We start from the raw sequence: 23636 nt of genomic DNA, 5'->3' as shown, positions 1-23636 counted from the left end.
GGGATGGACACGCGCGCGGCCGCCCCACGATTGGACAAGCCTGCTGTGCACGTGTGTATGGTGTGCCTGATGGAAGGAGCCTCGTGGCAGGCAAGAAACTCGTGATCGTAGAGTCACCGACCAAGATGAAGTCGATCGCCGGATATCTCGGTGACGACTACGAGGTGCTGTCCTCGGTCGGTCACATCCGCGACCTCATCGAGCCGAAGAACCTTCCCGCCGAGCTCAAGAAGGGCTCGCTCGGCAAGTTCTCGGTCGACGTCGACAACGGCTTCGAGCCGTACTACGTCGTCTCCGACGCGAAGAAGAAGACCGTCGCGGACCTCAAGCGCGCACTCAAGAACGCCGACGAACTCCTCCTCGCGACTGATGAGGACCGCGAAGGCGAGGCCATCGCGTGGCACCTCCTGCAGGTCCTGCAGCCCAAGGTCCCCGTCAGCCGCATGGTCTTCCACGAGATCACCAAGGACGCCATCCTCGCCGCGAAGGACAAGACGCGGCCCCTCGACACCGACCTTGTCGACGCCCAGGAGACCCGCCGCATCCTCGACCGCCTCTATGGGTACGAGATCTCGCCCGTGCTCTGGCGCAAGGTCGGCCCCGGGCTGAGCGCCGGACGCGTGCAGTCCGCCGCCACGCGACTCGTCGTCGACCGGGAGCGCGAGCGCCTCGCCTTCCGCGCCGCGTCCTACTGGGACGTCATCGCCCGCTTCCTCCCCGAAGCAGACGCCACCGGAGCACCCTTCACCGCACGTCTCGTCCGGCTCGACGGCGACCGCGTCGCCACCGGCCGCGACTTCGACGACCTCGGACAGCTCAAAGGCAGTGCCGTCCCGCTCGACGAGCAGCGGGCCACGGCGCTCGCCGCAGCACTCGAGCAGTCGAAGGCGACCGTCCTCTCCGTCGAGTCCAAGCCGTACTCCCGCCGGCCGGCGGCGCCCTTCACGACCTCCACGCTCCAGCAGGAGGCCGGTCGCAAGCTGCGGTTCTCCGCTCGCCAGACGATGAGTGTCGCGCAGTCGCTGTACGAGAACGGTTACATCACGTACATGCGTACCGACTCGCCCTCGCTGAGCAAGCAGGCGATCGACGCGGCGCGGAAGCAGGCTGCTGCCCTCTACGGTGCCGAGACGGTGCCCGACAAGCCGCGCCTGTACAGCGGCAAGAGCAAGAACGCGCAGGAGGCGCACGAGGCGATCCGTCCCTCGGGCGACACGTTCCGCACGCCGTCCTCGCTCGCGTCGACCCTCCGTGGCAACGACTTCAAGCTGTACGACCTGATCTGGAAGCGCACCGTGGCAAGCCAGATGGCCGACGCGAAGGGCTCCACGGCGACGATCACGCTCGAGTCGAAGACCGACGTCGGCCGCGCCGAGTTCACCGCGTCCGGCACCGTCATCACCTTCCGTGGCTTCCTCGCCGCCTACGAAGAGGGCCAGGACGAGGACCGCAACTCCCAGGACGACGCGTCCGAGGCGAAGTTGCCGCCCCTCACCGAAGGCCAGCAGCTCGGCATCGAGGACCCGGAGGCGAAGGGGCACGAGACCTCGCCGCCCCCGCGCTACACCGAGGCCAGCCTCGTGAAGCGGCTCGAGGAGCTCGGCATCGGCCGACCGTCCACGTTCGCATCGATCATCTCCACGATCATCGATCGTGGCTATGTGACGCAGCGCGGCCAGGCGCTCATCCCCAGCTGGGTGGCGTTCAGTGTCGTCCGTCTCCTGGAGGAGTACTTCGAGGAGCTCGTCGAGTACGACTTCACCGCTGAGATGGAGAACGACCTCGACCGGATCGCCGGTGGCTCGGTCGACCGCGTCGACTGGCTCAAGGGCTTCTACTTCGGCGACGATTCGGGTCGCGGCCTGCGTCAGGTCATCGACAACCTCGGCGACATCGACGCCCGCCGCATCAACTCGATCGTCATCGACGACGGGGTCACGCTCCGCATCGGCAAGTACGGCCCGTACCTCGAGGTCACGCCCGACGGTCCGCCGCCGGCCGAAGGAGAGGAAGCCCCGACGCCGCGTCGGGTCAACCTCCCCGAGGACCTCGCGCCCGACGAGCTGACGCCCGCGAAGGCGCACGAGCTCATCGACGCACCCGTCGTCGGCGATCGCGTCATCGGCGTGAACCCGACGACCGGCAAGGAGATCGTCGCGAAGGACGGACGCTTCGGCCCGTACATCACCGAGGTCGACCCGGAGCCCGAGGCGGAGCTCTCCGTCGACACGGCGACCGGCGAGGTGACCGAGCCGGCAGCGGGTGCCAAGAAGAAGGCTCCCGCCAAGAAGAAGGCGGCGGCCGAGAAGCCGCGCACCGCATCGCTCTTCAAATCGATGGACCTCGCGACCATCGACCTCGAGACCGCGCTCAAGCTCCTCGACCTGCCTCGCGTCGTCGGTGCCGATCCTGAGTCCGGCGAGGAGATCCTCGCGCAGAACGGGCGCTACGGTCCGTACCTGAAGAAGGGCACCGACACGCGGTCGCTCACCTCCGAGGACGACATCTTCGCGGTCGACCTCGCCGGTGCGGTCGAGCTGTTCGCACAGCCCAAGTACGGAGCCCGGAAGGCGTCGAGCGCCCTCAAGGAGTTCGAGGCCGACCCCGAGAGCGGGAAGCCGATCAAGATCAAGGACGGCCGTTTCGGCGCCTACGTGACGGACGGCGTGACCAACGCGACGATCCCGCGTGGCGAGGAGGTCGACGACGTCGACTTCGAGCGAGCGGTCCAGCTCCTCGCGGACAAGCGTGCGAAGGGCCCGGCGAAGCCGAAGGCCGGTCGCAAGGCTCCCGCGAAAAAGGCACCTGCGAAGAAGGCTCCGGCCAAGAAGACCGCCGCCGCGAAGACGGGGACCGCCAAGACGGCGGCCACGAAGTCCGCGACGGCCACGTCGACCGCCCGTTCGGAAGCGGCGAAGAAGGCTGCCGCGACCCGCGCCGCGAACAAGGCGGCTGCGGCGAAGGCCGACGCCGTCACGTGAGCGGGGGAGGACGCCCCCGGGGCCTGTTCATCACCCTCGAGGGCGGCGACGGCGTCGGGAAGTCGACGCAGGCGCGACTCCTGAGCGACTGGTTCGAGCAGCAGGGGCGGACGGTCGTCCGGACCCGTGAGCCGGGCGGCAGTGAGCTCGGTGTCGAGATCCGCGAGATCGTGCTGCATCACCGGGGCGACATCAGCCCGCGTGCCGAGGCCTTGCTCTACGCGGCGGACCGCGCACACCACATCGCCACCGTGGTGCGCCCGGCCCTCGCGAGGGGCGAGGTCGTCCTGCAGGACCGGTACCTCGACTCGTCGGTCGCATATCAGGGCAGCGGACGCGTGCTCGACGCCGAGCAGATTCGCGGCATCTCGCTCTGGGCCGCCGAGGACCTCCTGCCCGACGTGACCGTGCTCCTCGACCTGGACGTCGCCGTAGCCCGCGGTCGTCTCGACAACGCCAACAAGCGGTTCGACCGGCTCGAGGCCGAGGCGCAGGACTTCCACACCCGGGTGCGGCAGTCGTTCCTCGCCCTCGCGGCCGCGGAGCCCGAGCGGTTCCTCGTCGTCGACGCCGCGCTCCCGCCCGAGCAACTCGCCGCCGAGATCCAGGCCCGCATCGCGCCGCTCCTCTGAGCGCACCCCACTCCGGTTCCTGAGCCTGTCGAAGGGCACACCCTTCCGGTCCCTGAGCCCACACCGTTCCGGCCACTGAGCCCACACCGCCCTGTCCCTGAGCCCACACCTTCCGGTCCCTGAGCCTGTCGAAGGGCCCCGCCGGCTCAGGTCGGTACCGCCCGGTATCGTAGAGGCATGGCTTCCTGGACCGACTTGACGGGTCAACGCGACGCGATCGAGCTCCTCCAGTCGGCGTCGGACCCGGTCACGCCCAAGGGCCTCACCCACGCCTGGCTCATCACCGGGCCGCCCGGTTCCGGCCGGTCGACCCTCGCCTATGCGTTCGCCGCCGCGCTCCTCAGCCGCGAGCCCGGGGGCGACGACATCACCCGTCGTCAGGTGGAGGCGCGCACCCACCCCGACCTCTCCGCCTTGAGCACCGACCGCGTCATCATCACGATCGACGAGGTCCGCGACCTCGTCCGGAACGCCTACCGCGCGCCGTCTGTCGGTCGCTTCCGCGTCATGGTCGTCGAGGACGCCGACCGCATGACCGAGCGCACGTCCAACCTGCTGCTGAAGTCGCTCGAGGAACCGCCGAGCAGCACGATCTGGGTGCTGTGCGCGCCGAGCGAGGCCGACCTGTTGCCCACCATCCGGTCGCGCGTCCGCTCGGTCCGCCTCGGCGTCCCCACCATCGACGACGTCGCCGAGCTGCTGGAACGGCGCGACGGTGTTGCACCTGAACTCGCTGAACGCGCCGCCCGCGAGGCGCAGAGCCACGTCGGCATGGCCCACCGCCTCGCGACCGACCCCGGCGCGCGGCAGCGTCGTGAATCCACGCTCCGTGCCGTGCTCGACATCCGGAGTGCCGGCCAGGCTGTTGTCACCGCTGGCCGCCTCCTGGAGCTGGCGGGCGACGACGCGAAGGCGTACACCTCGTTGCGCGACGAGGCCGAGCGGGAGAGCACGCTGCGCTCACTCGGCGTCGAGCCCGGTCAGTCGGTGCCGCCGGCCCTCCGCTCGCAGGTCCGGGCGATGGAGGAGGACCAGAAGCGGCGCGCCACCCGAAGCCTGCGCGACGGGCTCGACCGGATCATGGTCGACCTGCTCTCGCTGTACCGCGACATCGTGCTCCTGCAGCTGGGGCACGACGCCACGATCATCAACCGTGAATTGCGTCCGGAACTCGAGGAAGCCGCTCGCCGGACGACGCCTGCGGTTACGATCGAAACCTTGGAGGCGATCTCCGTCGCCCGCACACGAATCGAAGGGAACGTCGCCCCGGCGCTGGCCTTGGAGGCCATGCTCGTGTCGGCGGTCCGGTAGGGAGCCTCTGTGACTTCGCCCAGGCAGCAGCCGTCGGACTCGACGGGATCGACCGGTGCACCCCGTCGCAGGGGTCCCGGTGCGCGCCGTACGGCGCGGGTCGCCCTGGTGGCCGGTCTCGCGGTCGCGGCGCTCACCCTGAGCGGGTGCGTGACGGCCTTCCTGCCGCCGAAGGCCGCCGAGCCGACGGCGTCGTCCTCGCCGGCGACGAGCGACGTCGACGCCGAGCTGAAGCCCTTCTACGAGCAGAAGCTCGACTGGAAGACCAACGGCTGTGCCGACGGCTTCGAGTGCGCCACGGCGAAGGCGCCCATCGACTGGGACAACCCCTCGGACGGCGAACTCTCCCTGGCGCTCGTGCGTCACCAGGCGACGAACGGCAAGCCGATCGGTTCGCTCTTCATGAACCCCGGCGGCCCGGGTGGTTCCGGCTACAGCCTCGTCGCCGACAGCCTCGATTTCGCGGTCGACAAGGACCTCCAGGAGAACTTCGACGTCGTCGGCTTCGATCCCCGCGGTGTCGGCAAGTCGACGCCGGTGACCTGCCTGACCGACTCGGAGATGGACGCGTACCTGTACGACGTGACGCCGGGCAAGCGCGGCTCCGACGAGTGGATCGCCGCGAACGAGAAGGCCGCGAAGGACTTCGGCGACGCGTGTGCGGAGGAGACGGGCAAGATGCTCGAGTTCGTCGACACGCAGAGCGCTGCGAAGGACCTCGACATGCTGCGCGCGGCCGTCGGCGACAAGCAGCTCTACTACCTCGGGTACTCGTACGGCACCTTCCTCGGCGCGACCTACGCGGAGCTCTTCCCGAAGAACGTCGGCCGACTCGTGCTCGACGGTGCGATCGACCCGTCGACGTCGAACTTCGAGGTCGTCAAGGAGCAGGCCAAGGGCTTCGAAAGTGCTCTGCGTGCCTACCTCGAGGACTGCATGACGGGCAAGGACTGCCCGTTCAAGGGTTCCGTCGACAGCGCGATGACCGAGATCAAGACGCTCCTCGACGAGGTCGACGCGAACCCGATCCCCGGCGACGACGGACGAGAGCTGGGCGGCAACACCCTGCTGACGGCGATCATCTACCCGCTGTACCAGGCCGATGCCTGGCCGTACCTCAGCCAGATGTTCGACGAGGTCATGCAGGGCGGGACCGACATCGCGTTCCAGTTCGCCGACGGCTACAACGGTCGCAGCGAGTCCGGTAAGTACGCCGACAACCAGACCGAGGCGTTCAACGCGATCAACTGCCTCGACTACAGCTACGACGACGACAAGACCAAGATGGCCGACGAGGCCAAGCAGCTCCAGGAAGCGGCTCCCGTGATCGGCGAGTACATGGCCTACGGTGACACGTTCTGCGCCAACTGGCCGTACCAGACGCGGACCGAGCGTGGGGAGATCCACGCGAAGGGTGCTGCGCCGATCCTCGTCGTCGGGACGACGAACGACCCGGCCACGCCCTACGTCTGGGCGCAGAACCTCGCGGAGCAGCTCGACAAGGGTCAGCTGATCACCTACAAGGGTGAGGGTCACACCGGCTACAACAAGGGCAGCGACTGCGTGAACCAGGCGGTCGACCAGTACCTCATCGACGGCACGGTGCCGTCGAAGGACCCGATGTGCAGTTGACGGCGGGATCCTGATGACCATGACGGCGCCGGCTGAACTCGGGCTCCGCGAGCGGAAGCGGCTTGCGACGCGTCGGGCGATCCAGCACGCGGTGTTGACGCTCGCGAGTGAGCAGGGGCTCGAGAACGTGACAGTCGAGGAGGTGAGCCGTCGGGCGGAAGTCTCGCCGCGGACCTTCTTCAATTACTTCGGGACGAAGGAGGAGGCGCTGATCGGCGACATTCCGCTGATCCCTGACGGCGACGCCCTGCACGCCTTCCTCACCGCCGGACCTGCCACCGACGTGCTCACCGATCTGGGGGAGCTCCTGGCCCGGACTGTCGGTGACGCCGACGAGGACGTCGAGATCCACCATCTCCGTAAGGACGTACTGCGCGACCACCCGCACCTGCTGGGCGCGCGGATCGCGAGTATGCGCGGCTTCGAGGAGGGCCTCTACAAGGTCGTCGAGCGCCGGGTGCTGAACGACGACCCGACGCTCGCGGAGGACGCCGAGGCGCTGTTCGACCGCTGCTGGATGGTGACGATGGTGGGCTTCGCCGGCCTGCGTCATGCCTGGCGCTGCTGGGCCGATGCCCCGACGCCAGGGTCCCTCGCCGAGCGGATCCGTCGTTCTTTCGCCGAGCTGTACACGACGGTCCAAAAGCTGCGCTAACATGGATACTCGTGCGCCGGGCGACCAGCGCACGCGCCGCCCTAGCTCAGTCGGCAGAGCATCTCACTCGTAATGAGAAGGTCAAGGGTTCGATTCCCTTGGGCGGCTCCATCAGCATCACCCGGCCGTTGCCCTGGAACACCCAGGTCAGCGGCTGTTCTGGTTTTCGGAACGCTTCCTCGTCCGCCGCCGAAGCCGGTGCGGAGACAGCCGTAGGATGACCGGATGGATGCACTCGCCAGAGCCACGGACGCACAGATCGATGCCGTCTGCGAGGCGTTCACGTCGGTGTCGTGGCCGCTCGGTCGCGACGACTTCAAGGCGCTCGCGGAGCGTCTCGGGTGGCAACTCAAACTGGAGACGTCGAGCGGTGTCCAGCACCGTTCCGGGTATCCCGTGAACCTACCGACTGTTCGTTCGCTCGTCGCAGATGAAGCGATCGCCCAGGTCGTGATCGCGGTCTCCGACAAGAGCGACGACCCCGGCGCGCTGCGGAGCGCCGCTCAGGAGTTACAGTCGGCGCTGAGCGCGCACCTTGGTCAACCCTCCGGCTCCCAGGCCGGCGACCCGTACTGGGAACTGGCGAACGGCGGCAGGATCTGGCTCAAGACGGTTCCCAAGAAGGTGCTGCTCGTCGTCGAGGGGCAGCGGTTCGCCGACGTGGAGCGGAGCGAGGAACGCCTGGGCATCGACCCTTGCCGCACGCCGGGCGCCGGTGACGACACTGACTGATCCCGTCTGGTCGACTGCGGTGTCATGACGACCCGTCCGCCGGCCTGACGAACACGCTCGCGATCGCGGTGAGGAGGATGAGCGCCGCGGCGATGACGAGGCTGAGTCGCAGCCCGGCGATGAAGCCCGTCGAGCCGGTGAGGAGCGCCCCGAAGACCGCGATGGCGACCGCACCGCCGAGTTGGCGGAAGGTGTTGAAGACCGCACTCGCGGTGCCGGCGCGCGATGCCGGGACGCTGGCGAGCACCACGGAGGTCACCGGCGGCATCGCCACGGAACCTCCCGCGGCGGTGAAGCACGCGAAGACACCCACCCAGATCGGCGACCCCAGGTGCGCGGTGGCGACGGTGCCGACGAGCCCGACCACCATGAGGAGCAACCCCGCCACGATCGGCACGCGCACCCCGAAGCGGTTGGCGACGGTGCCACTGACGATGTTGCCGACGACGGCGAAGAGGGCCGACGGGAGGAACACCAGGCCCGCGAGCAGCGGCGGCAGCCGGAGCTGCTGCTGCAGGAACAGACTCAGGACGAACACGGTCCCGAAGTTGCTCACCATGAACGCGAATCCGACGGCGAGGGCGATGCGCATACCGCTCGATCGGAACAGATCCAACGGCATCATCGGGTGCGCGCTCCTGGCCTGGATGACGAGGAAACCGACGATGCCGACCAGCGCGACGCCGAGGCTGGCGACCGCGACGGGACTGGCGAACCCGTCCGCCCCGCCCTCGATGAGTCCGAACACGAGCGCCGTCGACGCGATGAGCCAGACGAACTGTCCGGCCCAGTCGAACGGCTCCGGCCGGGACGGGGATGATGCGACCGTCCGGAGCAGGAGGAGCATCATGATGCAGACGGGCAGGTTGATCGCGAACACCAGTCGCCAGTCGAGCGTCGTCAACGCGCCGCCGAGGACCGGCCCGAGCGCGGTGGCGACCGCGCCGCCGACCGCCCAGATGCCCAGGGCGCGAGCGCGCTCGCGAGCTCCTGGGAACGCCTCACGGATGAGCGCCATGGACGCCGGCAGCATCAACGCCGCACCGGCGCCCTGCAGCGCTCGAGCGGCGATGAGGACACCGATCGACGGGGCCACTGCACACGCGATCGACGTGACGAGGAAGACGGTGATGCCGACGCCGTACGCCCGCTTCGCACCGAACCGCTCCGAGAGGTTGCCGGCGAGGAGCAGGAGGGCCGCGAACAGCACCGTGTAGGCGTCGATCACCCACTGCAGCGATGCCGTCGTTCCGCCGAGGTCTCGCGCGATGCTGGTGAGCGCGATGGTGACGATGAGGATGTCGAGGGTGATCAGGAAGAACCCGAGCGCAGCCAGCAGCAGCGTCAGGCTTTGTCGCGGCTTCCGGCCTGCACGGTCGGCGAGGCCGTCGTCCGAGGTCGGTGATGACACGCGGTGTGCTGCCGCGTTCCCGTGGTCGATCTGCATCCCTCGATCACACACCACCGGCGACGAAGCAGGGATACTCCGCCAGGGCACGTCTCAGGGCGGCGCGAGCACGGGAGACGCTGCGTGCCTGCCCGGACGGCCTCCACGAGGTCGAGGATGGGTGTCCTGCGGGAACACCCCAGCGCCGGAGGCCGCGTCATATCGTTGTCGGCATGGACAATCGAGACGAGGTGCGCGAGTTCCTGACGACCCGTCGGGACCGACTCACGCCAGAGCAGGTGGAGCTGCCTGGCGGGACGAACCGACGCGTGCCGGGGCTGCGTCGCACCGAGGTCGCGATGCTCGCCGGAGTGAGCGTCGAGTACTACTCGCGCCTCGAGCGCGGGAACCTCTCGGGGGTGTCGGAGGCGGTCCTCGACGCGATCGGCGCCGCACTGCGGTTGGACGACGCGGAGCGCTCCCACCTCACGGACCTCGCTCGGGCGGCGAACGAATCGCCGATCCGGGCCCGCCGACGGTCTGCGCCGGCCGGCGTGCGGCCCGGTATGCAACTCGCCCTCGACTCCATCACCGCAGGCCCGGCGTTCGTCCGGAACGGCCGGATGGACGTCCTCGCCGAGAACGCACTCTTCCGCGCGCTGTACGCCGATCTCTACGCGCTCCCGGAGCGCCCGGTGAACCTGGCTCGATTCGTGTTCCTGCACCGCGACCTCGCGGAGGCGTTCTACCCGAGCTGGTCGACCTCGGCCGACATCAACGTCGCGATCCTCCGCACCGAGGCGGGGCGCAGTCCGCACGATCGGGCCCTGCAGGACCTGGTGGGTGAGTTGTCCACGCGCAGCGAAGAGTTCCGCGTCCGTTGGGGTGCGCACAACGTCCGCCATCACACGTCCGGCGAGAAGGTGTTCCATCACTCGGTCGTCGGCGAGCTCCGCATGATCTACGAGGCGATGGAACCGATGGATCAGCCCGGCCTGAACTTCCTGATCTACAGCGCCGAACCCGGCTCACCGAGCGAGGAGTCACTCAAACTCCTCGCCAGCTGGGCGGCCACCTCCGAACACCCCTCGCCCCACCACTGACCCAAGGAGCACCAAGCATGGAGTACACCCGCCTCGGAGCGACCGGCCTCCGCGTCAGCCGCCTCGCACTCGGTTGCATGACCTACGGCGATCCGCACCGCGGACTCCACCGTTGGACCCTGGACGAAGCGGCGTCCGCGCCGTTCTTCCGGCAGGCGGTCGAGCTGGGGATCACGTTCTGGGACACCGCGAACGTCTACCAACAGGGCAGCGGTGAGGAGTACGTCGGACGCGCGATCAAACGGTTCAGTCGCCGTGAGGACATCGTCCTCGCGACGAAGGTCTCGGGGAGGATGCATGACGGGCCCGGGGGATCGGGACTCTCCCGAACGGCCATCCTCGAACAGGTCGACGCGTCGTTGCGACGACTCGGGACCGACCACATCGACGTGTACTACGTCCACCGTTTCGACGAGGAGACGCCGGTCGAGGAGACGATGCAAGCGCTCGACGACATCGTCCGCGCGGGGAAGGTGCGCTACCTCGGCGCCTCCTCCATGTACGCCTGGCAGTTCGCGAAGCTGCAGACGGCCGCAGCGGTCAACGGGCTGACGCCCTTCGTCGCGATGGAGAACCAGTACAACCTGCTGAAACGCGAAGAGGAACGGGAGATGATCCCGATGTGCGCGGACACCGGAGTCGGCCTCACGCCCTACTCGCCGAGCGGCAAAGGACGACTCGCCCGGCCGCGCGGCGCAGCCACGGACCGCTCGAACATCGACGAGGTGGCGAAGGCGTTCGACACCGACGCCGACGGCCCGATCATCGACGCCGTCGAGGAGATCGCCGTCGAGCGAGGGATCCCGATGGCGCAGGTCGCGCTGGCCTGGGTCCTGCGGAACCCGACGGTCGCAGCTCCCATCATCGGTGCCACCAGACCGGCACATCTCTCGGATGCCGCCGCCGCGCTGGACGTGCAGCTGACCGACGACGAGGTCGCCAGGCTCGAATCCCCCTACGTGACGCAGGCGCCCTTCTGGTGGTGAACGCCGTTCGGTCCGGGCGCCGGTGAGGACATCAGCTGATCCCGTCGGGTCTTCTGCTGCGGTGCCGCTCAGAGCGTCGTGATCCGCAGGGTGCTGGCGTATCCGTCGACAAGCGCAACCGACTGCTTCCAGTAGGCGTCCTCGATCGCGGCGTCGACCTTCGCTTCCACGCTGCCGTGCTCGTCAGGCAGCAGGAGCAGGACGGTGCCTCGGCGGGTGCTGGCAACGGCCTGGGCACCCGGACTCGACTGGACGACACTGTCGATCAGCCGGCTGACGAGATCGTTCGCGTGCGCCACGCCGTAGGCGTCTTTGACCACGGTGAGATCGACGATCTCGATGGAGTGGACCACAGAACCCGGGTGATCACGATGGAGCGCCCAGAGCCGACGGACCGTCGTGAAGCAACCGGGTCCTCCGCTCGCCCGCCGGCTGGAGAGCTCTTCGATTCGCAGGAACACCAGGACCAACGTGGTGACGACGACGAACACCAGGTTGATCACCGTCGTGATCTCGGTGTTGAAGTACCGCTCGAACACATCGCCACGGGGGCCCTGGAGACCGAAGACGACGGCGCGCGCACCGCTGTAGGACGCGTGGAGTGCGTGCACGATCGTCATCGCCCAACTCACCCGGAACGACCTGAAGAGACCCCTCCGCGATTCGACTGCGGTCAGCGCGGCGAAGAGGCTCAGGCTCAGGAGTTTCGGGACGACCCCCGCCCAGTTCGGACCCCGGGACTCGGGCAGGAACGTCAGGATCATGACGATCAGCACCACCGTGACGACCAGCCCGAACCGGATCCGCCGGCCGTTGAACGCCTGGCAGCCCAGCCAGACGAACCCGACAGCGCCGACCATCGCGCCGTTCCCCACCGCCACCACCAGGGGCGGATGCCCCAGCCCCGTCGCGGCGAGGTAGGAAGCGGTGCACAGGACGGCGAGCATGGAAGCGGTGAGCCAGAGGTTGATGTACCGGCCGGAGAGCGACTGACGGCTGTCGACGACGAACAACAGCGCACACGACCCGGCAACCAGCACGGATACGGCGAGCAGGACGAAGGTCTCGGAATTCATCGGTCCTCCGCATCGTCGCGCCTACCCGTTTGGCCAGCACTCTAGTCCTCCCACCACCTTCGTTGTCCAGAGCTGGAGGGGCATCGCTCGCACGCTCACGGCAAGACTGCTCCGGGAACGGTCAACGGTCTCCGACCGTTCGTCGACGCGCACTGCGCCGCCGTGCCGAACGCCTCGTCGGTGGCGTCAGGCGGCCGAATGCTTCCGACGGGCCAGTGGCAAGCGGACGATGAAGGTCGTCCCGGGGTCACCGGTGGCGAACGCCTCGATCGTGCCGCGGTGCGCCTGCGCGATGGATCTGGCGATGGTGAGTCCGAGGCCCGATCCGCGGATCGTCTCCTCGCGCACGTTCCCGGCTCGGTGGAACCGTTCGAAGACCCGGGTGAGTTCGTCCGTCGGGATGCCGATGCCCGTGTCGGTGACGCGGATGATCGCATCCACGCCGTCCGAGCGCACGCTCAGGAAGATCTCGCCGGCGCGGGTGTAGGTCACCGCGTTGTCGAGCATGATCGAGAGCAACTCCCGGAGGCGTGCTCGATCGCCGACGAGCTGCAGCGTCGGCACGGCAGCCGTGCGCAGCTCCACGCCGTCGGGCAGGCCGAGTCGTCGTCGCTCGTCGGCCGCCTCCAGGACGATGGCGCTGAGGTCGACGGGTTCGTCGGTGATCTCCAGGTGGGGTGCGCTCGCTGCGAGGAACTGTTCAGCCAGACGCCCGAGATGATCGGCGCTCCGACGGATGACGGCGAGCTGGGCCTGCACCCGGGGTGCGATGTCCGTGTCGTCGTCGAGCATGTCGAGGTACCCGAGGATGCTCGTGAGGGGTGTCCGGAGCTCGTGGCTGAGGCTCGTGAGCGACTCGGTGCGCATCCGGACGGCTTCGGTGAGCTCGGTCACGTCCTGTCCGACGAGGAGCGCTCCGTTCGGTTCGCCGTCCGCGCCACTGACCGATCGGCCATTCGCGACGAGGGCTCGTTGCTTGCCGGGAGGCCCCACCCAGTAGAAGAAGTCGCGGACGTCCTGTCCGTCGAGGACCCGCACGACCGGTTGGTCCTCCGTCGCCAGCGGGGTGATGCCGTCCGCCGCCCAGATGAAGCGGGCGCCCCCGGTCGACGCGTCGTAGCCGGCCAGCGTCGCGAGTTCGACGGCGAGTCGGTTGTTGAGGATCTGGTCTCCGTGTTCGTCGAAGAAGACCAGTCCGACGTTCACCTCGTCGGCGACGGTGCGGAGCATCAGGGCCAGCCGGTTCTGCCCCTCCATGGCTTCGACCTTCGCCTCGCCCTCGGCCCGCACGCTCGCCTGAGCGCGTTCGAACCGTTGCGACTGCAGGCCGACGGCGATGATGACCAGCACCAGCAGCAGGGTGAGCGCGACGAGATCACTCTGGTCCTGCGCGCTCTCGGGACCCTCGCCGTACAACAGGCTGGGCAGCCAGATGACGAGCACGCTCCCCACGAGAGCGAGGACGACGCCGAGGCGTCCGAAGCTGTAGGACAGCCAGAGCACGGGGAAGGCGAGCAGGACGATCGAGGCGCCGAGGACGGGGGACACCGCATGGTTCACGAATCCCACGACGGCGAGGTCGGCGCTGACGAGGGTGAGCGCCCACGGGCGCGCGATCCGCTCCCACGGAAGCGCGAGTGTCGCGACGAGCGCGAGTCCCATGACGGCCCAAGCCAGTTGGAGCTCGGTGACCCGGAGGACGGCCGGACTGGTGGTGCCGACGATCGCCGTGACGATCCCCACGCCCAGCGCCAGCGGACCCTGACTCCGGCTCAAGAGGCCGAACCGGGGGTGGTGCTCCGTGCCTTCGATCCAGCGTGGCATCGGGCCTCCCAGGTGTCCCGCCCGGTGTCGGGCCAGTTCACTGTATCGCCGCCGTGATCGATGGCGGCTCCCTTGATCCGCCCTCATACGACGGCCTATGTGCTGGACGCGTCCGCCTCCGTGGCCGCGTCCGAGCGACCGATGCCTACACTCGTCGCATGGGCTTCTTCCGACGCAAATCCCAGCAGCCACCGACGCCGCTCGCCGCGACCGAGCCTACGGTGGGCGGGCCCGACGGACCCGACGACCTCGACGACCTCGACGAGCGGGGATGGGACGCCGTCACGCAGGCGGTGTCGCAGCACTATCCGGGTGCCCGCGAGTTCCATGTCGCCTACTCACCCGGTCGCGCTTCAAGAAGCAGGCCTCGAGGCGCTCGACGTGCTTTCGTGAGTTGGCGCGTCGTATTCTCGCGACATGGTCTGCGGGCATAGGGCTCGTAGAGGCCGCTTGAGTACTTGACGCCATCAGCTTGCGGATTGCCTCGTAGAGATCGTCCTGCACAAGCCCATCGAAGTTGACGGAGTCCAGCGGTAGCACCACACCATTCGAACCCATCCCTCCTCCACGTGGTTCGATCGTGTTCATAAAAGTGCTCAGATGCTTGTCAGCTGTAACGAACACCACGGGCCCCGGCAACGGTCCATAGAGCGGGGTGGCTACCGCCAGTCGCGTGTAGGTGAGGTCGAAGCTCGTGTTCCAAGCAGCGTCCAAAGTCTGTGAGAAACCTACTTCGTTCTGGAGCTTCATGATGCTGAGCGCAAGCGCCCTTCCTTCATGCGTCCCAGCGATGAGGAGGATCGCAAGCATCATCTCCCTCGACCCTCGACAACGCGTCTCATTGGCAACCCGCTCCACGGCGCGTAAGCCTCTCGCGGGAACTGGATCGCTCAGGTACGACCAGTACGCCTGCAGAACCAAGGCGTAGGACGGGAGGAGGTAATTTTCTGTCACAGTGCCGAAGAGACTCTCCGTCTGCTTCTGACGCTCGCCCTCGAGGTCGACACTGACCGGCTCTACATGTTCACCCGCCGCCCAACGCCGCAGCGAGTCTCTGTTCTCGTTCAGGAGCGACAGTGCATGTGCGGATCGCCGGTGGAAGTTCGAATAATCCGTCTCGCGGAACTCCCGCCTGATGTCTCCCTCGGCTGCGCCCAAGCCCGCCATTGCTAAAACCTCGGAGTCTCCAAGGCGAGCGAGGAGACCTCCTATCCGTTCACGGACAACCTCATCTCGAAACGCTGAGCCCCGTCTAGCGATTGAGTCAAGACTAGCCGTGACATTTGCATCCAGCATTACTGACCCGATCGGACCTGAGCCACGTGGGAAATAGGTGTATTCATGTGTCATGCATTGATCCGTTCGGGTTCCAGCCAACCGTAGATTGTTTCAATCTACTCGGTTCGTTGCACTGCCGGCGCGGCCAGGATTGACTGTCTTGCCTCAGGTGGGCGGCCGAAGGATCACTCACAGTCGACACGACCGATCTTGAGCTGGAAGTGTTCGCCCGGCTTATGTCGCCGAAAAATTGCCCTTCCAAGCGCCCTCCAGCGATTCGAGAATGACGTTCTAGTCGAAGTTGCGACACTGGCCAACCTGCACCTGCGGTCAGCCTAAGACGCAGCCGTCGGGGGCGACTGGCTCGGGTCTCCCGCATGCAGTTTCAGCTCTCGACGGGCTGCTGTGTAGAAGGCCTCACGTGCGCCCTGTGCTGCTTCATACTCACGTTCCACGATGTCCGAGGACGTAGATTCAGTTCCGTTTGCCCACTTGTGGAATGTCCACGCAAAACCGTGCCACTCGCGAGCAGCAGCAATCACCTCCGAGCCGCCGATGACCATGACCGCTTCTAGTCGCTCGCTTCGATTGTTCTCGTCAATGTCCAACAGAGGCAGTCCGAGCTCGCGGGAGATCGGTGTAAGCGTTGGGCTGAGTCCCATTCCACCCAGAATGCTCCGGGATCGGATGATCGACTTCTTGACGCTTGATGCGTACTCCGTATAGATCTCCCGCTTCGTTTCATCCCAGCGCATAATCTCCTCGCGTTCCCAACGAGATCGCTCGATTCGCTGGGTTGCGAAGTAGGTTCCCGCGGCCCCGACCATGACAGCTGCGATGGTGATGAGTCCTTGGATCACAAGAGCAAGAGAGTCCATGCCCGTGAATATATCGGCAGGCGACTTCGACCATCTGCCCCCAATTGTGGCGATCGATCAACACGAGGACCTTCTCGGAGTGAAACCGGGCCGCTCGGCGGACATGGCTGGCCGGTCGAGGGTTTGTTCAGCGGGATCCGCGCTAGCACTGACGCAGTGCCTGCGACCGATGCCTACACTCGTCGCATGCGCTTCTTCCGACGCAAGACCGAGCAGCCACCGACCCCGCCCGCCGCGACCGAGCCTGCGGCAGGCGGGCCCGACGGACCCGGCGACCTCGACGACCTCGACGAGCGTGGATGGGACGCCGTCACGCAGGCGGTGTCGCAGCACTACCCGGGTGCCCGCGAGTTCCATGTCGCCTACTCGCCGGGACTGCACTTCGGGTCCGCTCTGCAGGGGTGTTCGGCACTGCCGGGACCCGACCACTGGTTCTACGTCACCTACGGGCTCACCGAGCTGTGGGGCAAGGACTCCGACGATCCGACGACCAGCGGTTTCGGGTACGAGCTCACGATGCGCGTGCGCCGGTCTCCGGCCGACGAGACGCCGCCTCAGTGGCCGTACCGCGCGCTGATCGTCCTCGCGCAGTACGTGCGCAGTGGGCCGCAGGAACTGTGGCTGGGGGATCGGATCCGACTCGCCGACGGCGTGACCGACGATCCCGACGGCACCCTCACGACCCTCGCCGTCACCGCCGACCCGGTGGTCGCTCCCATCGAGACGCCGAACGGCCGGGTCGCCTTCTGGCAGGCCGTCGCGCTGACCGACGCCGATGTCGAGGAGGCGAAGCGGTCGACGACGGACGAGGTGCTGGACGGCCTCGCAACGGGCGACCCGCTCCTGATCATCGACCCGGAGCGCCGCTGAGCCGTTGCCGGGGTCGAGCGGCCACGCAGTGTCGGTGAGAGACCGCGTCCGAGCCTGACGTTCAGTCCCGTTCGTCGATGTCGCCGCGGTGGAGACGGCTGAACGGCGCTTGCGGGAAAACCTGCTCGGTGAACGTCACTCGGCCGTCGCCGACGAAGACCTCGATCAGGTAGGCGTCCACGATGATCGTCAGTTCGACGCTGGAGCCGGTGTCGGCGGGGAGTGCGGCCCAGTCGACCGAGGGGTATGTCGGGTGGAAGGTCGTGTTCCCGGAGCTGGTGCGGTCGCAGCTGATCCTGCGCTCCGAGCCGTCGACACTGATGACGAATCGCTCGTCGGTGGTCGTCTCAGGGGTCAGCGTCAGGGTCGTCCGGACGCCGTCGGTGCAGGGGACCGTCACCTCGAAGCGGGTCACCTCGTCACCCGGCAGCACCGGCGCCTGCACCACGTGGACCCGCCCGTCGGTGGCCCGCACGAGTTCGATCTCGCGAGCGAGGGACATCGCCGACCGCCACGGTCCCGTCGGCGTCTCATTGGCGTACTCCCAGTTGCTCGCCCAACCGATCATGAGCCGCCGGCCGTCCGGAACATTGCTGAACGAGACCGCCGCATAGTAGTCGCGGCCGAAGTCCAACCAGTCGTAGTCGGAGGGGTCGAGTGAATCGCTGAGACGCTCGGCGGTGAAGACCCGTCCGTCGAAGTCACCGATGAAGTACTGCGTGCCGGAACCCCCGGCGATCGCTCCCGGGTTGAGGCTCACGACGAGGACCCATCGGGTCTCGTTCGTCCCGCGGATGCGGAGCGGGAACAGGTCGGGGCACTCCCAGACGCCGCCGACAGCGTGCGCCGGCCCGAAGTGCGAGGCGAGTGCCCAATCGATGAGGTTCGGCGACGTGTAGAACCCGATGCGGTGCTCCACGGGATCGGCGACGACCATGACCCAGTGACCACCGTCACCATCGCCATGCCAGAACACCTTCGGGTCCCGGAACTCGCTCGACCCGATGTCGAGGACGGGGTTGCCGGCGTAGCGCGTCCACACCGCACCGCCGTCGGTGCTGAACGCCAGTGCCTGGGCCTGGGAGCCCGGGTCGTCGTCGGTCCCGTGCCGAGCGGCCGTGTAGATCGCGACGAGTGCCGGTCGTTCTCCCGACGCGAACCCTGCCGTGTTGCGATGGTCCACGACGACGCTTCCGGAGAAGGCCATCTCGCCGTCCTCCTCGGGGATGGCGACGGGGCGGTGCTCCCACGAGAGCAGGTCGGTGGAGACCGCGTGTCCCCAGGCGATGTTGCCCCAGGTGGAGCCGCTCGGGTTGTTCTGGAAGAACAGGTGGTACTCACCCTCGTAGAACACGAGCCCGTTGGGGTCGTTCAGCCAGGTCGACTCGGCGGTGTAGTGGGCTGCTGGACGAAGGGACTGGGGGGTGGTGGTCGAGGGCGTGGTCATGGTGCTCCTGACGGAAGTCGGTCGGTGTGCGGGCGGTGGATCGGTGTGCTGTCGGGGCCTCGGGGGCGACGCGGACGTCGCCCCCGAGGGGGCTACTCGCCGCCGGCCTGGAAGCGGTCGTAGGCCTGCTGGTAGGTGGCGATGACGTCGTCGATCCCCATCGAATCGAGCTGCGTGACGTAGCCGTCCCATTCGTCGTCGACGGTGCCGTTCACGATCCAGCTCGCGAACTTCTCCTTCACGAGCGTGTTGATGTCGGTCACCGCGAAGGACGTGGCATCGAGCTCGTCGTTCGAGAGCATGACCGGCGGGTACGCCTCGTTGGCTTTGAACGGTGCGTAGAACTCGTTGACGAGGTCCTGACGTTCCTTCGCGCGCGGCTCCGGCGCGACGACGGTCTCGAAGTCCTCGGTCGTCGTGATCTTCGGTCCGCCCGGGGCCACCTTCTGACGTCGCTCGCCTTCGGCCTCCCCGGCGGGTGCCGGGATCTGGACGAGGACACCGTCGGCGTTCTCCTCGAGGGTCACGCCGATCGGGCCCCAGTTCACCTGGGCGCTCATGGTCGGGTCGAACAAGCGGTCCGCCCAGCGCATCGTCGCCGCGGGATACTGGTTGGCGCGGGTGATCGCCATGGCGCCGCGGTTGATCTCCTGGTTGTTCGCGACGCTGGCGAGCTTCTCTCCACCGACGCCCTCGAGCACGCCGAGCATCGCGTAGTCGCCCATGCGGTTGTCGCCGACCATCTCCTTGAGCTCCCACCAGAAGAAGGAGCCGAGGACCGCGGTGTCGGCCTTGCCCTTCGAGAGGTAGGCCAGGTCGTCCTGCGAGAACGACTCGGGATCGATCAGGCCGTCGGCGTACCAGTCGGACAGGGCCTCGACGCCGGCCCGGTAGCCGTCGGTGTTGGCCGTGAACTCGACCTCACCGTCACGCACGATGCGGTGGTCGTTGTTCTCGGGCTGGCCGCCGAGGGCCGCGATGAGGTCGTTCGGGTTGGCGCAGAAGGAGTCCGTCCGGAACGAGAGCGGGATCTCGTCGGCCTTGCCGTTGCCGTTCGGGTCCTGCGTCCTGAACGCCTCGAGGGCGGCGTGGTACTCGTCGATCGTGCTGGGCATGAGCAGCCCCAGCGCGTCGAGCCAGGCGGTGTTGATGTAGAGGAAGTTCGGGTACTGCAGGATGCCGAGCTCCTCGACGGAGGGCAGCGTGTAGATGTGGCCGTCGGACGCTGTGATCGCCGCGCGGATGTCGGGGCGGTCCTCGAGGATGCCGGACAGGGTCGGCGCGTACTCCTCGATGAGGTCCTCGAGGGGCAGCAGGGTGCCGTTCTCGCCGTTCTGCACGATCTCGGCGTCGGTCAGTCCCGAGTTGTAGAGGACGTCCGGCAGCTCATCGCTGGCGAGCATGAGGTTCTTCTTCTCGGCGTACACCTGCTCGGGCAGGTTCTTCCAGTCGATGGCGATGTTGGTGTCCGTCTGCCACTGCTGGACGAGCTGCATGTCGCCGTAGTTCGGGGCGAGCGCGGACTTCGTCCCGCCGAACGACAGGGTGAGGGTGTCGTCGACGATCGGGAGGCCGGTCTGGTTGAAGCCGAAGTCGTCGGACTTGTCCGCGACCTCGGTGGAACCTCCGCCGCCGGTGCAGCCGGCGAGGAGCAGGGCGCCACCGGCCGCGAGTGCGGTCAGTGCGCTGAAACGACGGTGTCTCATGATGGTCTTCCTTCTGTGATGGTGCAGGGATGGTGGTGCGGCTGGGGTCTGCGTCGCGGAGGCGCGCACGATCAGCTCTTCACGGCGCCGAGGAGGGCGCCCTTGGTGAAGTGCTTCTGCATGAAGGGGAGGATGATCAGCAACGGGATGCTGGAGATCACGATCATCCCGTACTTGATCAGTTCCCCGATGCGCTGCGCAGCAGCGTAGGAGTCGAGCCCGCCGGTGCCTCCGGCGGAGGTCACCTCGGACTGGATGAGGACGTTCCGGAGGACGAGCTGGAGCGGGTACTTGCTCTCGTCGTCGAGGTAGATGAGGGCGTCGAAGAAGGCGTTCCAGTTCGCGACGAGGTGGATCATGATCATCAGGAAGATGAGCGGTTTCGACAGCGGTAGGACGATCTGCAGGAAGAACCGGAAGTCGTTCGCGCCGTCGAGCTGGGCCGCCTCTCGGAGCTCCGCCGGCACGTTGTTCTCGAAGAACGCCCGGGCGATGATGAGGTTCCACACGCCCACTGCGCCGGGGAGCACGACGGCCCAGACGGTGTCGAGCATGCCGAGGTCGCGGACCACGAGGTACCGTGCGATCAGGCCGCCGTCGATGAACATCGTGACGATGAAGAACAGCATGAAGGCGGTCCGGCCGTACAGGTCCTTCCTCGACAGCGCGTAGGCACCGCAGAGGATGCAGATCACGCTGATGGCGGTGCCCAGGACGGTGTACAGCACGGAGTTCGCGAAGCCACGCCAGATGGTCGCGTCCGCGAAGATGCGGGCGTACCCCTCCGTCGTGAACCCCTGTGGCCAGAGCCAGACGTTGCCGTTGAGGATCTCGGCCGGTTCGCTGAAGGAGGCGATGACGATGAAGTACAGCGGATAGATGATCGCGGCGATAGCGAGGACGAGCGTGCCGATCGCGACGACGTTGAACAGCGGGTCGGCGAGGCGTCCGCGACGATCGGGACGGACCGGCGGCGGGCCCGGGTGCACGGGCCGTCGGGCGGCGCGTCGTTCGGCGGGCTTGGGCGGGGTGGAGATCGTGTGCGTCATCGCGTCATCACCAAAGGCTCGATTGGCCTGCTCGCCTGGCGATCCAGTTGAAGGTCAGGAGCAGCACCAGGTTGATCAGGGAGTTGAAGAGGCCGATCGCGGCCGAGTAGCTGAACTGCGCCTGCTGCAGTCCCGCCTTGTAGACGTAGGTCTGGATGACCTCCGAGGTGGGGAGGTTCAGGTCGGTCTGCATGAGCAGGACCTTCTCGAACCCCAGGTTGAAGAGGTTGCCGATGGCGAGGATGAACAGGATGGTGATCACCGGCAGGATCCCGGGGATGTCGATGTGGCGGATCCGCTGCCATTTGTTCGCGCCGTCGACGCGGGCCGCTTCGTGGAGCGCCGGGTCGATCGCCGTCAGGGCGGCCAGGTACACGATCATCGAGAAGCCGGCGTTCTGCCAGATGTCGGAGCCGATGTAGAGCGGACGGAACCAGTCGGGCGAGCCCATGAAGAAGATCGGTTCGCCACCGAAGGCCACGAGCGCGTTGTTGACGATGCCGGCCCGCGGCGAGAACAACAGGTGGATCATGCCGACGACGACGACCACGGAGATGAACGAGGGGGAGTAGAGCACGGTCTGGGTGAACTTCTTGAACCGTTCGCTCTGCAACTGGTTGACGATCAGCGCGAGGATGATCGGCACCGGGAACGCGATGAGCAGACCGAGACCGTTGATCGTCAACGTGTTGGCCAGCAGCCGCTCGAACTGGAACGACTCGATGAACCGCGTGAAGTGCTCCAGGCCGACCCAGCGACTCCCGGCGAACCCGTCCGCAGGGTTGTAGTCGCGGAAGGCGATCTGCGCGCCGTACATCGGCCAGTACTTGAAGAGCAGCACCGAGACCGTCGCCGGGAGGAGTAATACGTATAACTGCCAACTCCGCAGCGCGCGGTTGACGTGTTCGCGAGGCCCACGTCTCGGCCTGATGACGCGCTGCTTCGCGCTGGGGTGGGGAGGTGATGCAGTGGTCATGATGGCACCTTCGCCTTCGACACCGATCCGCGGAGGATCAGTGAGCATTCGATCGGGGTTCTGCTGGGCTGTTCGCCGCCGCCGGCGAGCAGGATCTCGAGTCCGGTGCGCGCCATCTGCTCGTAGGGGAGCTCGACGGTGGTCAATCCGGGGTCGAGATAGGGCGCGATCATCTCGTGGTTGTCGAAACCGACGATCGCGCAGTCGTCGGGGACGCGGAGTCCGAGCCGCTCGATGGCGCGGTACGCACCCCAGGCCGTCCGGTCGTTGCCGCAGAAGATCGCCGTCGGCCGGTCCGTTGCGGAGAGCAGTTCGGCGGTGATCGCCAAGCCGTCCTCGACGATGCCTGAGCCGTGCCGGATCCACTCCGGGCGCTCGGTGAGGCCCGCGTCAGTCAGTGCCCGACGGAACCCCGCCAGGCGGCCGATGCCGGCGGGCAGGTCGCTGTCCTCGTCCTGGATGTTGATCATCGCGATGCGGGTGTGGCCGGCCTCGATGAGGTGACGGGTGGCCGCGTAGCCACCGAGTTCCTCGTCCGGGAAGACGCTCGGAACATCGCCCGCGCGGTCCTGTGCATTGACGATGACGGTCGGGATGTCCCCGAGGGATGCGGGGAGGTCGAGCAGGCGGTGGTACATCGACGCGTAGACGACGCCCCGCACGCGGTACGACCGCATCATGTCGATGGCCGCCGCCTCGAGGCCGGGTTCGTTGTAGGTGTCGACACTGAGGATCACGTTGCCCGTCTCCCAGGCCGAGAGCTGGGCGCCCTTCAAGAGCTGGCCCGCGAACGGTGCGCTGGCGACCTCGTCGGAGATGAAGCCGATCATGCCGGACTCACCGCTGCGCAGTGACTTCGCAAAGGCGTTCGTCCGGTAGTCGAGATCGTTCACGGCGTCGAGAACCCGATTGCGTGTCGCCTCGGCGACACGATTGCCTTCCACGTTGTTGAGCACGAGGGACACGGTGGCCTGCGAGACGCCCGCGCGCTCGGCGACCTGCCACATGGTGACCGTCTGCGTCTTCCGTGCCAAGGTGTCCTCTTCATCGAGTGGGTTAATCGTATGACCTGATGCTAGACGGCTCGGCGGCCCGTTGCAAGCGCTCCGCAGT

The 23636-nt window shown here is 67.2% G+C and carries 19 protein-coding genes and 1 tRNA gene; 10 read left to right on the top strand and 10 right to left on the bottom strand.

What is annotated here, in order from left to right; all coding sequences use genetic code 11:
* The first annotated feature begins 125 nt into the window (after positions 1-125).
* The 7 genes from topA to GV015_RS17305 all read left to right on the top strand — a co-directional run bounded on the left by topA (position 126) and on the right by GV015_RS17305 (position 7943).
* A complete protein-coding gene (gene topA / locus GV015_RS17335; protein ID WP_159880371.1) occupies positions 126-2981 on the top strand; it encodes a type I DNA topoisomerase in 2856 nt (951 codons plus the stop codon).
* Complete coding sequence (gene tmk / locus GV015_RS17330; protein ID WP_159879643.1) at positions 2978-3613, top strand: dTMP kinase; 636 nt, start codon at positions 2978-2980, stop codon at positions 3611-3613. Before topA ends, tmk begins: the two co-directional genes overlap by 4 nt.
* Before the next feature lie 177 nt (positions 3614-3790).
* The gene (locus tag GV015_RS17325) at positions 3791-4924 is read left to right on the top strand and encodes a DNA polymerase III subunit delta' (protein WP_079706890.1); all 1134 of its coding nucleotides are present in this window, start codon (positions 3791-3793) and stop codon (positions 4922-4924) included.
* A 9-nt stretch (positions 4925-4933) separates the two neighbouring features.
* Positions 4934-6556: an alpha/beta hydrolase gene (locus GV015_RS17320; RefSeq protein ID WP_159879641.1), complete on the top strand. Its 1623-nt coding sequence runs from the start codon at positions 4934-4936 to the stop codon at positions 6554-6556.
* A 19-nt stretch (positions 6557-6575) separates the two neighbouring features.
* Positions 6576-7211 carry a TetR/AcrR family transcriptional regulator gene (locus GV015_RS17315; RefSeq protein ID WP_175117477.1) on the top strand — a complete coding sequence of 212 codons (636 nt, stop codon included), beginning with the start codon at positions 6576-6578 and terminating at the stop codon, positions 7209-7211.
* A gap of 35 nt (positions 7212-7246) precedes the next feature.
* Positions 7247-7322, top strand: a tRNA-Thr gene (locus GV015_RS17310).
* A gap of 114 nt (positions 7323-7436) precedes the next feature.
* Entirely contained in the window at positions 7437-7943 is a 507-nt protein-coding gene (locus tag GV015_RS17305; RefSeq protein WP_159879639.1) for a DUF6301 family protein, read from the top strand.
* Between the two features lie 22 nt (positions 7944-7965).
* On the opposite strand, the gene GV015_RS17300 is transcribed toward GV015_RS17305, so the two are convergent.
* Positions 7966-9390, bottom strand: coding sequence for an MFS transporter (locus GV015_RS17300; RefSeq protein WP_159879637.1), 1425 nt, complete (start codon positions 9388-9390; stop codon positions 7966-7968).
* A 173-nt stretch (positions 9391-9563) separates the two neighbouring features.
* Between GV015_RS17300 and GV015_RS17295 the strand changes: the two genes are divergently transcribed.
* Both GV015_RS17295 and GV015_RS17290 read left to right on the top strand, forming a co-directional pair.
* On the top strand, positions 9564-10433 hold the full coding sequence (locus tag GV015_RS17295) for a helix-turn-helix transcriptional regulator (protein WP_371416576.1): 870 nt from the start codon (positions 9564-9566) through the stop codon (positions 10431-10433).
* A gap of 17 nt (positions 10434-10450) precedes the next feature.
* The gene (locus GV015_RS17290; RefSeq protein ID WP_159879633.1) at positions 10451-11419 is read left to right on the top strand and encodes an aldo/keto reductase; all 969 of its coding nucleotides are present in this window, start codon (positions 10451-10453) and stop codon (positions 11417-11419) included.
* A gap of 68 nt (positions 11420-11487) precedes the next feature.
* Here GV015_RS17290 and GV015_RS17285 read toward each other — a convergent pair whose 3' ends face one another.
* The 4 genes from GV015_RS17285 to GV015_RS17270 all read right to left on the bottom strand — a co-directional run bounded on the left by GV015_RS17285 (position 11488) and on the right by GV015_RS17270 (position 16475).
* The gene (locus tag GV015_RS17285) at positions 11488-12495 is read right to left on the bottom strand and encodes a hypothetical protein (RefSeq protein ID WP_159879631.1); all 1008 of its coding nucleotides are present in this window, start codon (positions 12493-12495) and stop codon (positions 11488-11490) included.
* 186 nt (positions 12496-12681) lie between these two features.
* Positions 12682-14319 (bottom strand): PAS domain-containing sensor histidine kinase, encoded by a 1638-nt coding sequence (locus GV015_RS17280; protein ID WP_159879629.1) that lies wholly within the window; start codon positions 14317-14319, stop codon positions 12682-12684.
* A gap of 282 nt (positions 14320-14601) precedes the next feature.
* Positions 14602-15669: a hypothetical protein gene (locus GV015_RS17275; protein WP_159879627.1), complete on the bottom strand. Its 1068-nt coding sequence runs from the start codon at positions 15667-15669 to the stop codon at positions 14602-14604.
* Between the two features lie 263 nt (positions 15670-15932).
* Positions 15933-16475 carry a hypothetical protein gene (locus GV015_RS17270; RefSeq protein WP_159879625.1) on the bottom strand — a complete coding sequence of 181 codons (543 nt, stop codon included), beginning with the start codon at positions 16473-16475 and terminating at the stop codon, positions 15933-15935.
* 186 nt (positions 16476-16661) lie between these two features.
* Between GV015_RS17270 and GV015_RS17265 the strand changes: the two genes are divergently transcribed.
* Positions 16662-17345: a suppressor of fused domain protein gene (locus tag GV015_RS17265; RefSeq protein WP_159879623.1), complete on the top strand. Its 684-nt coding sequence runs from the start codon at positions 16662-16664 to the stop codon at positions 17343-17345.
* A gap of 61 nt (positions 17346-17406) precedes the next feature.
* On the opposite strand, the gene GV015_RS17260 is transcribed toward GV015_RS17265, so the two are convergent.
* From GV015_RS17260 to GV015_RS17240, 5 genes are all read right to left on the bottom strand, one after another.
* The gene (locus GV015_RS17260) at positions 17407-18792 is read right to left on the bottom strand and encodes a glycoside hydrolase family 32 protein (RefSeq protein WP_159879621.1); all 1386 of its coding nucleotides are present in this window, start codon (positions 18790-18792) and stop codon (positions 17407-17409) included.
* A 92-nt stretch (positions 18793-18884) separates the two neighbouring features.
* Positions 18885-20498: an ABC transporter substrate-binding protein gene (locus GV015_RS17255; protein ID WP_159879619.1), complete on the bottom strand. Its 1614-nt coding sequence runs from the start codon at positions 20496-20498 to the stop codon at positions 18885-18887.
* Positions 20499-20569: 71 nt separating this feature from the next.
* A complete protein-coding gene (locus GV015_RS17250; RefSeq protein ID WP_159879617.1) occupies positions 20570-21547 on the bottom strand; it encodes a carbohydrate ABC transporter permease in 978 nt (325 codons plus the stop codon).
* A gap of 7 nt (positions 21548-21554) precedes the next feature.
* Positions 21555-22523, bottom strand: a complete 969-nt coding sequence (locus tag GV015_RS17245; protein WP_159879615.1) for a sugar ABC transporter permease — start codon at positions 22521-22523, stop codon at positions 21555-21557.
* Positions 22520-23557 carry a LacI family DNA-binding transcriptional regulator gene (locus GV015_RS17240; RefSeq protein WP_159879613.1) on the bottom strand — a complete coding sequence of 346 codons (1038 nt, stop codon included), beginning with the start codon at positions 23555-23557 and terminating at the stop codon, positions 22520-22522. Before GV015_RS17240 ends, GV015_RS17245 begins: the two co-directional genes overlap by 4 nt.
* Between the last annotated feature and the right edge of the window lie 79 nt (positions 23558-23636).

The organism is Plantibacter sp. T3, from assembly GCF_902506515.1.
Classification (GTDB): Bacteria; Actinomycetota; Actinomycetes; order Actinomycetales; family Microbacteriaceae; genus Plantibacter; species Plantibacter auratus.
This window is presented reverse-complemented; position numbering and strand designations above follow the sequence as displayed.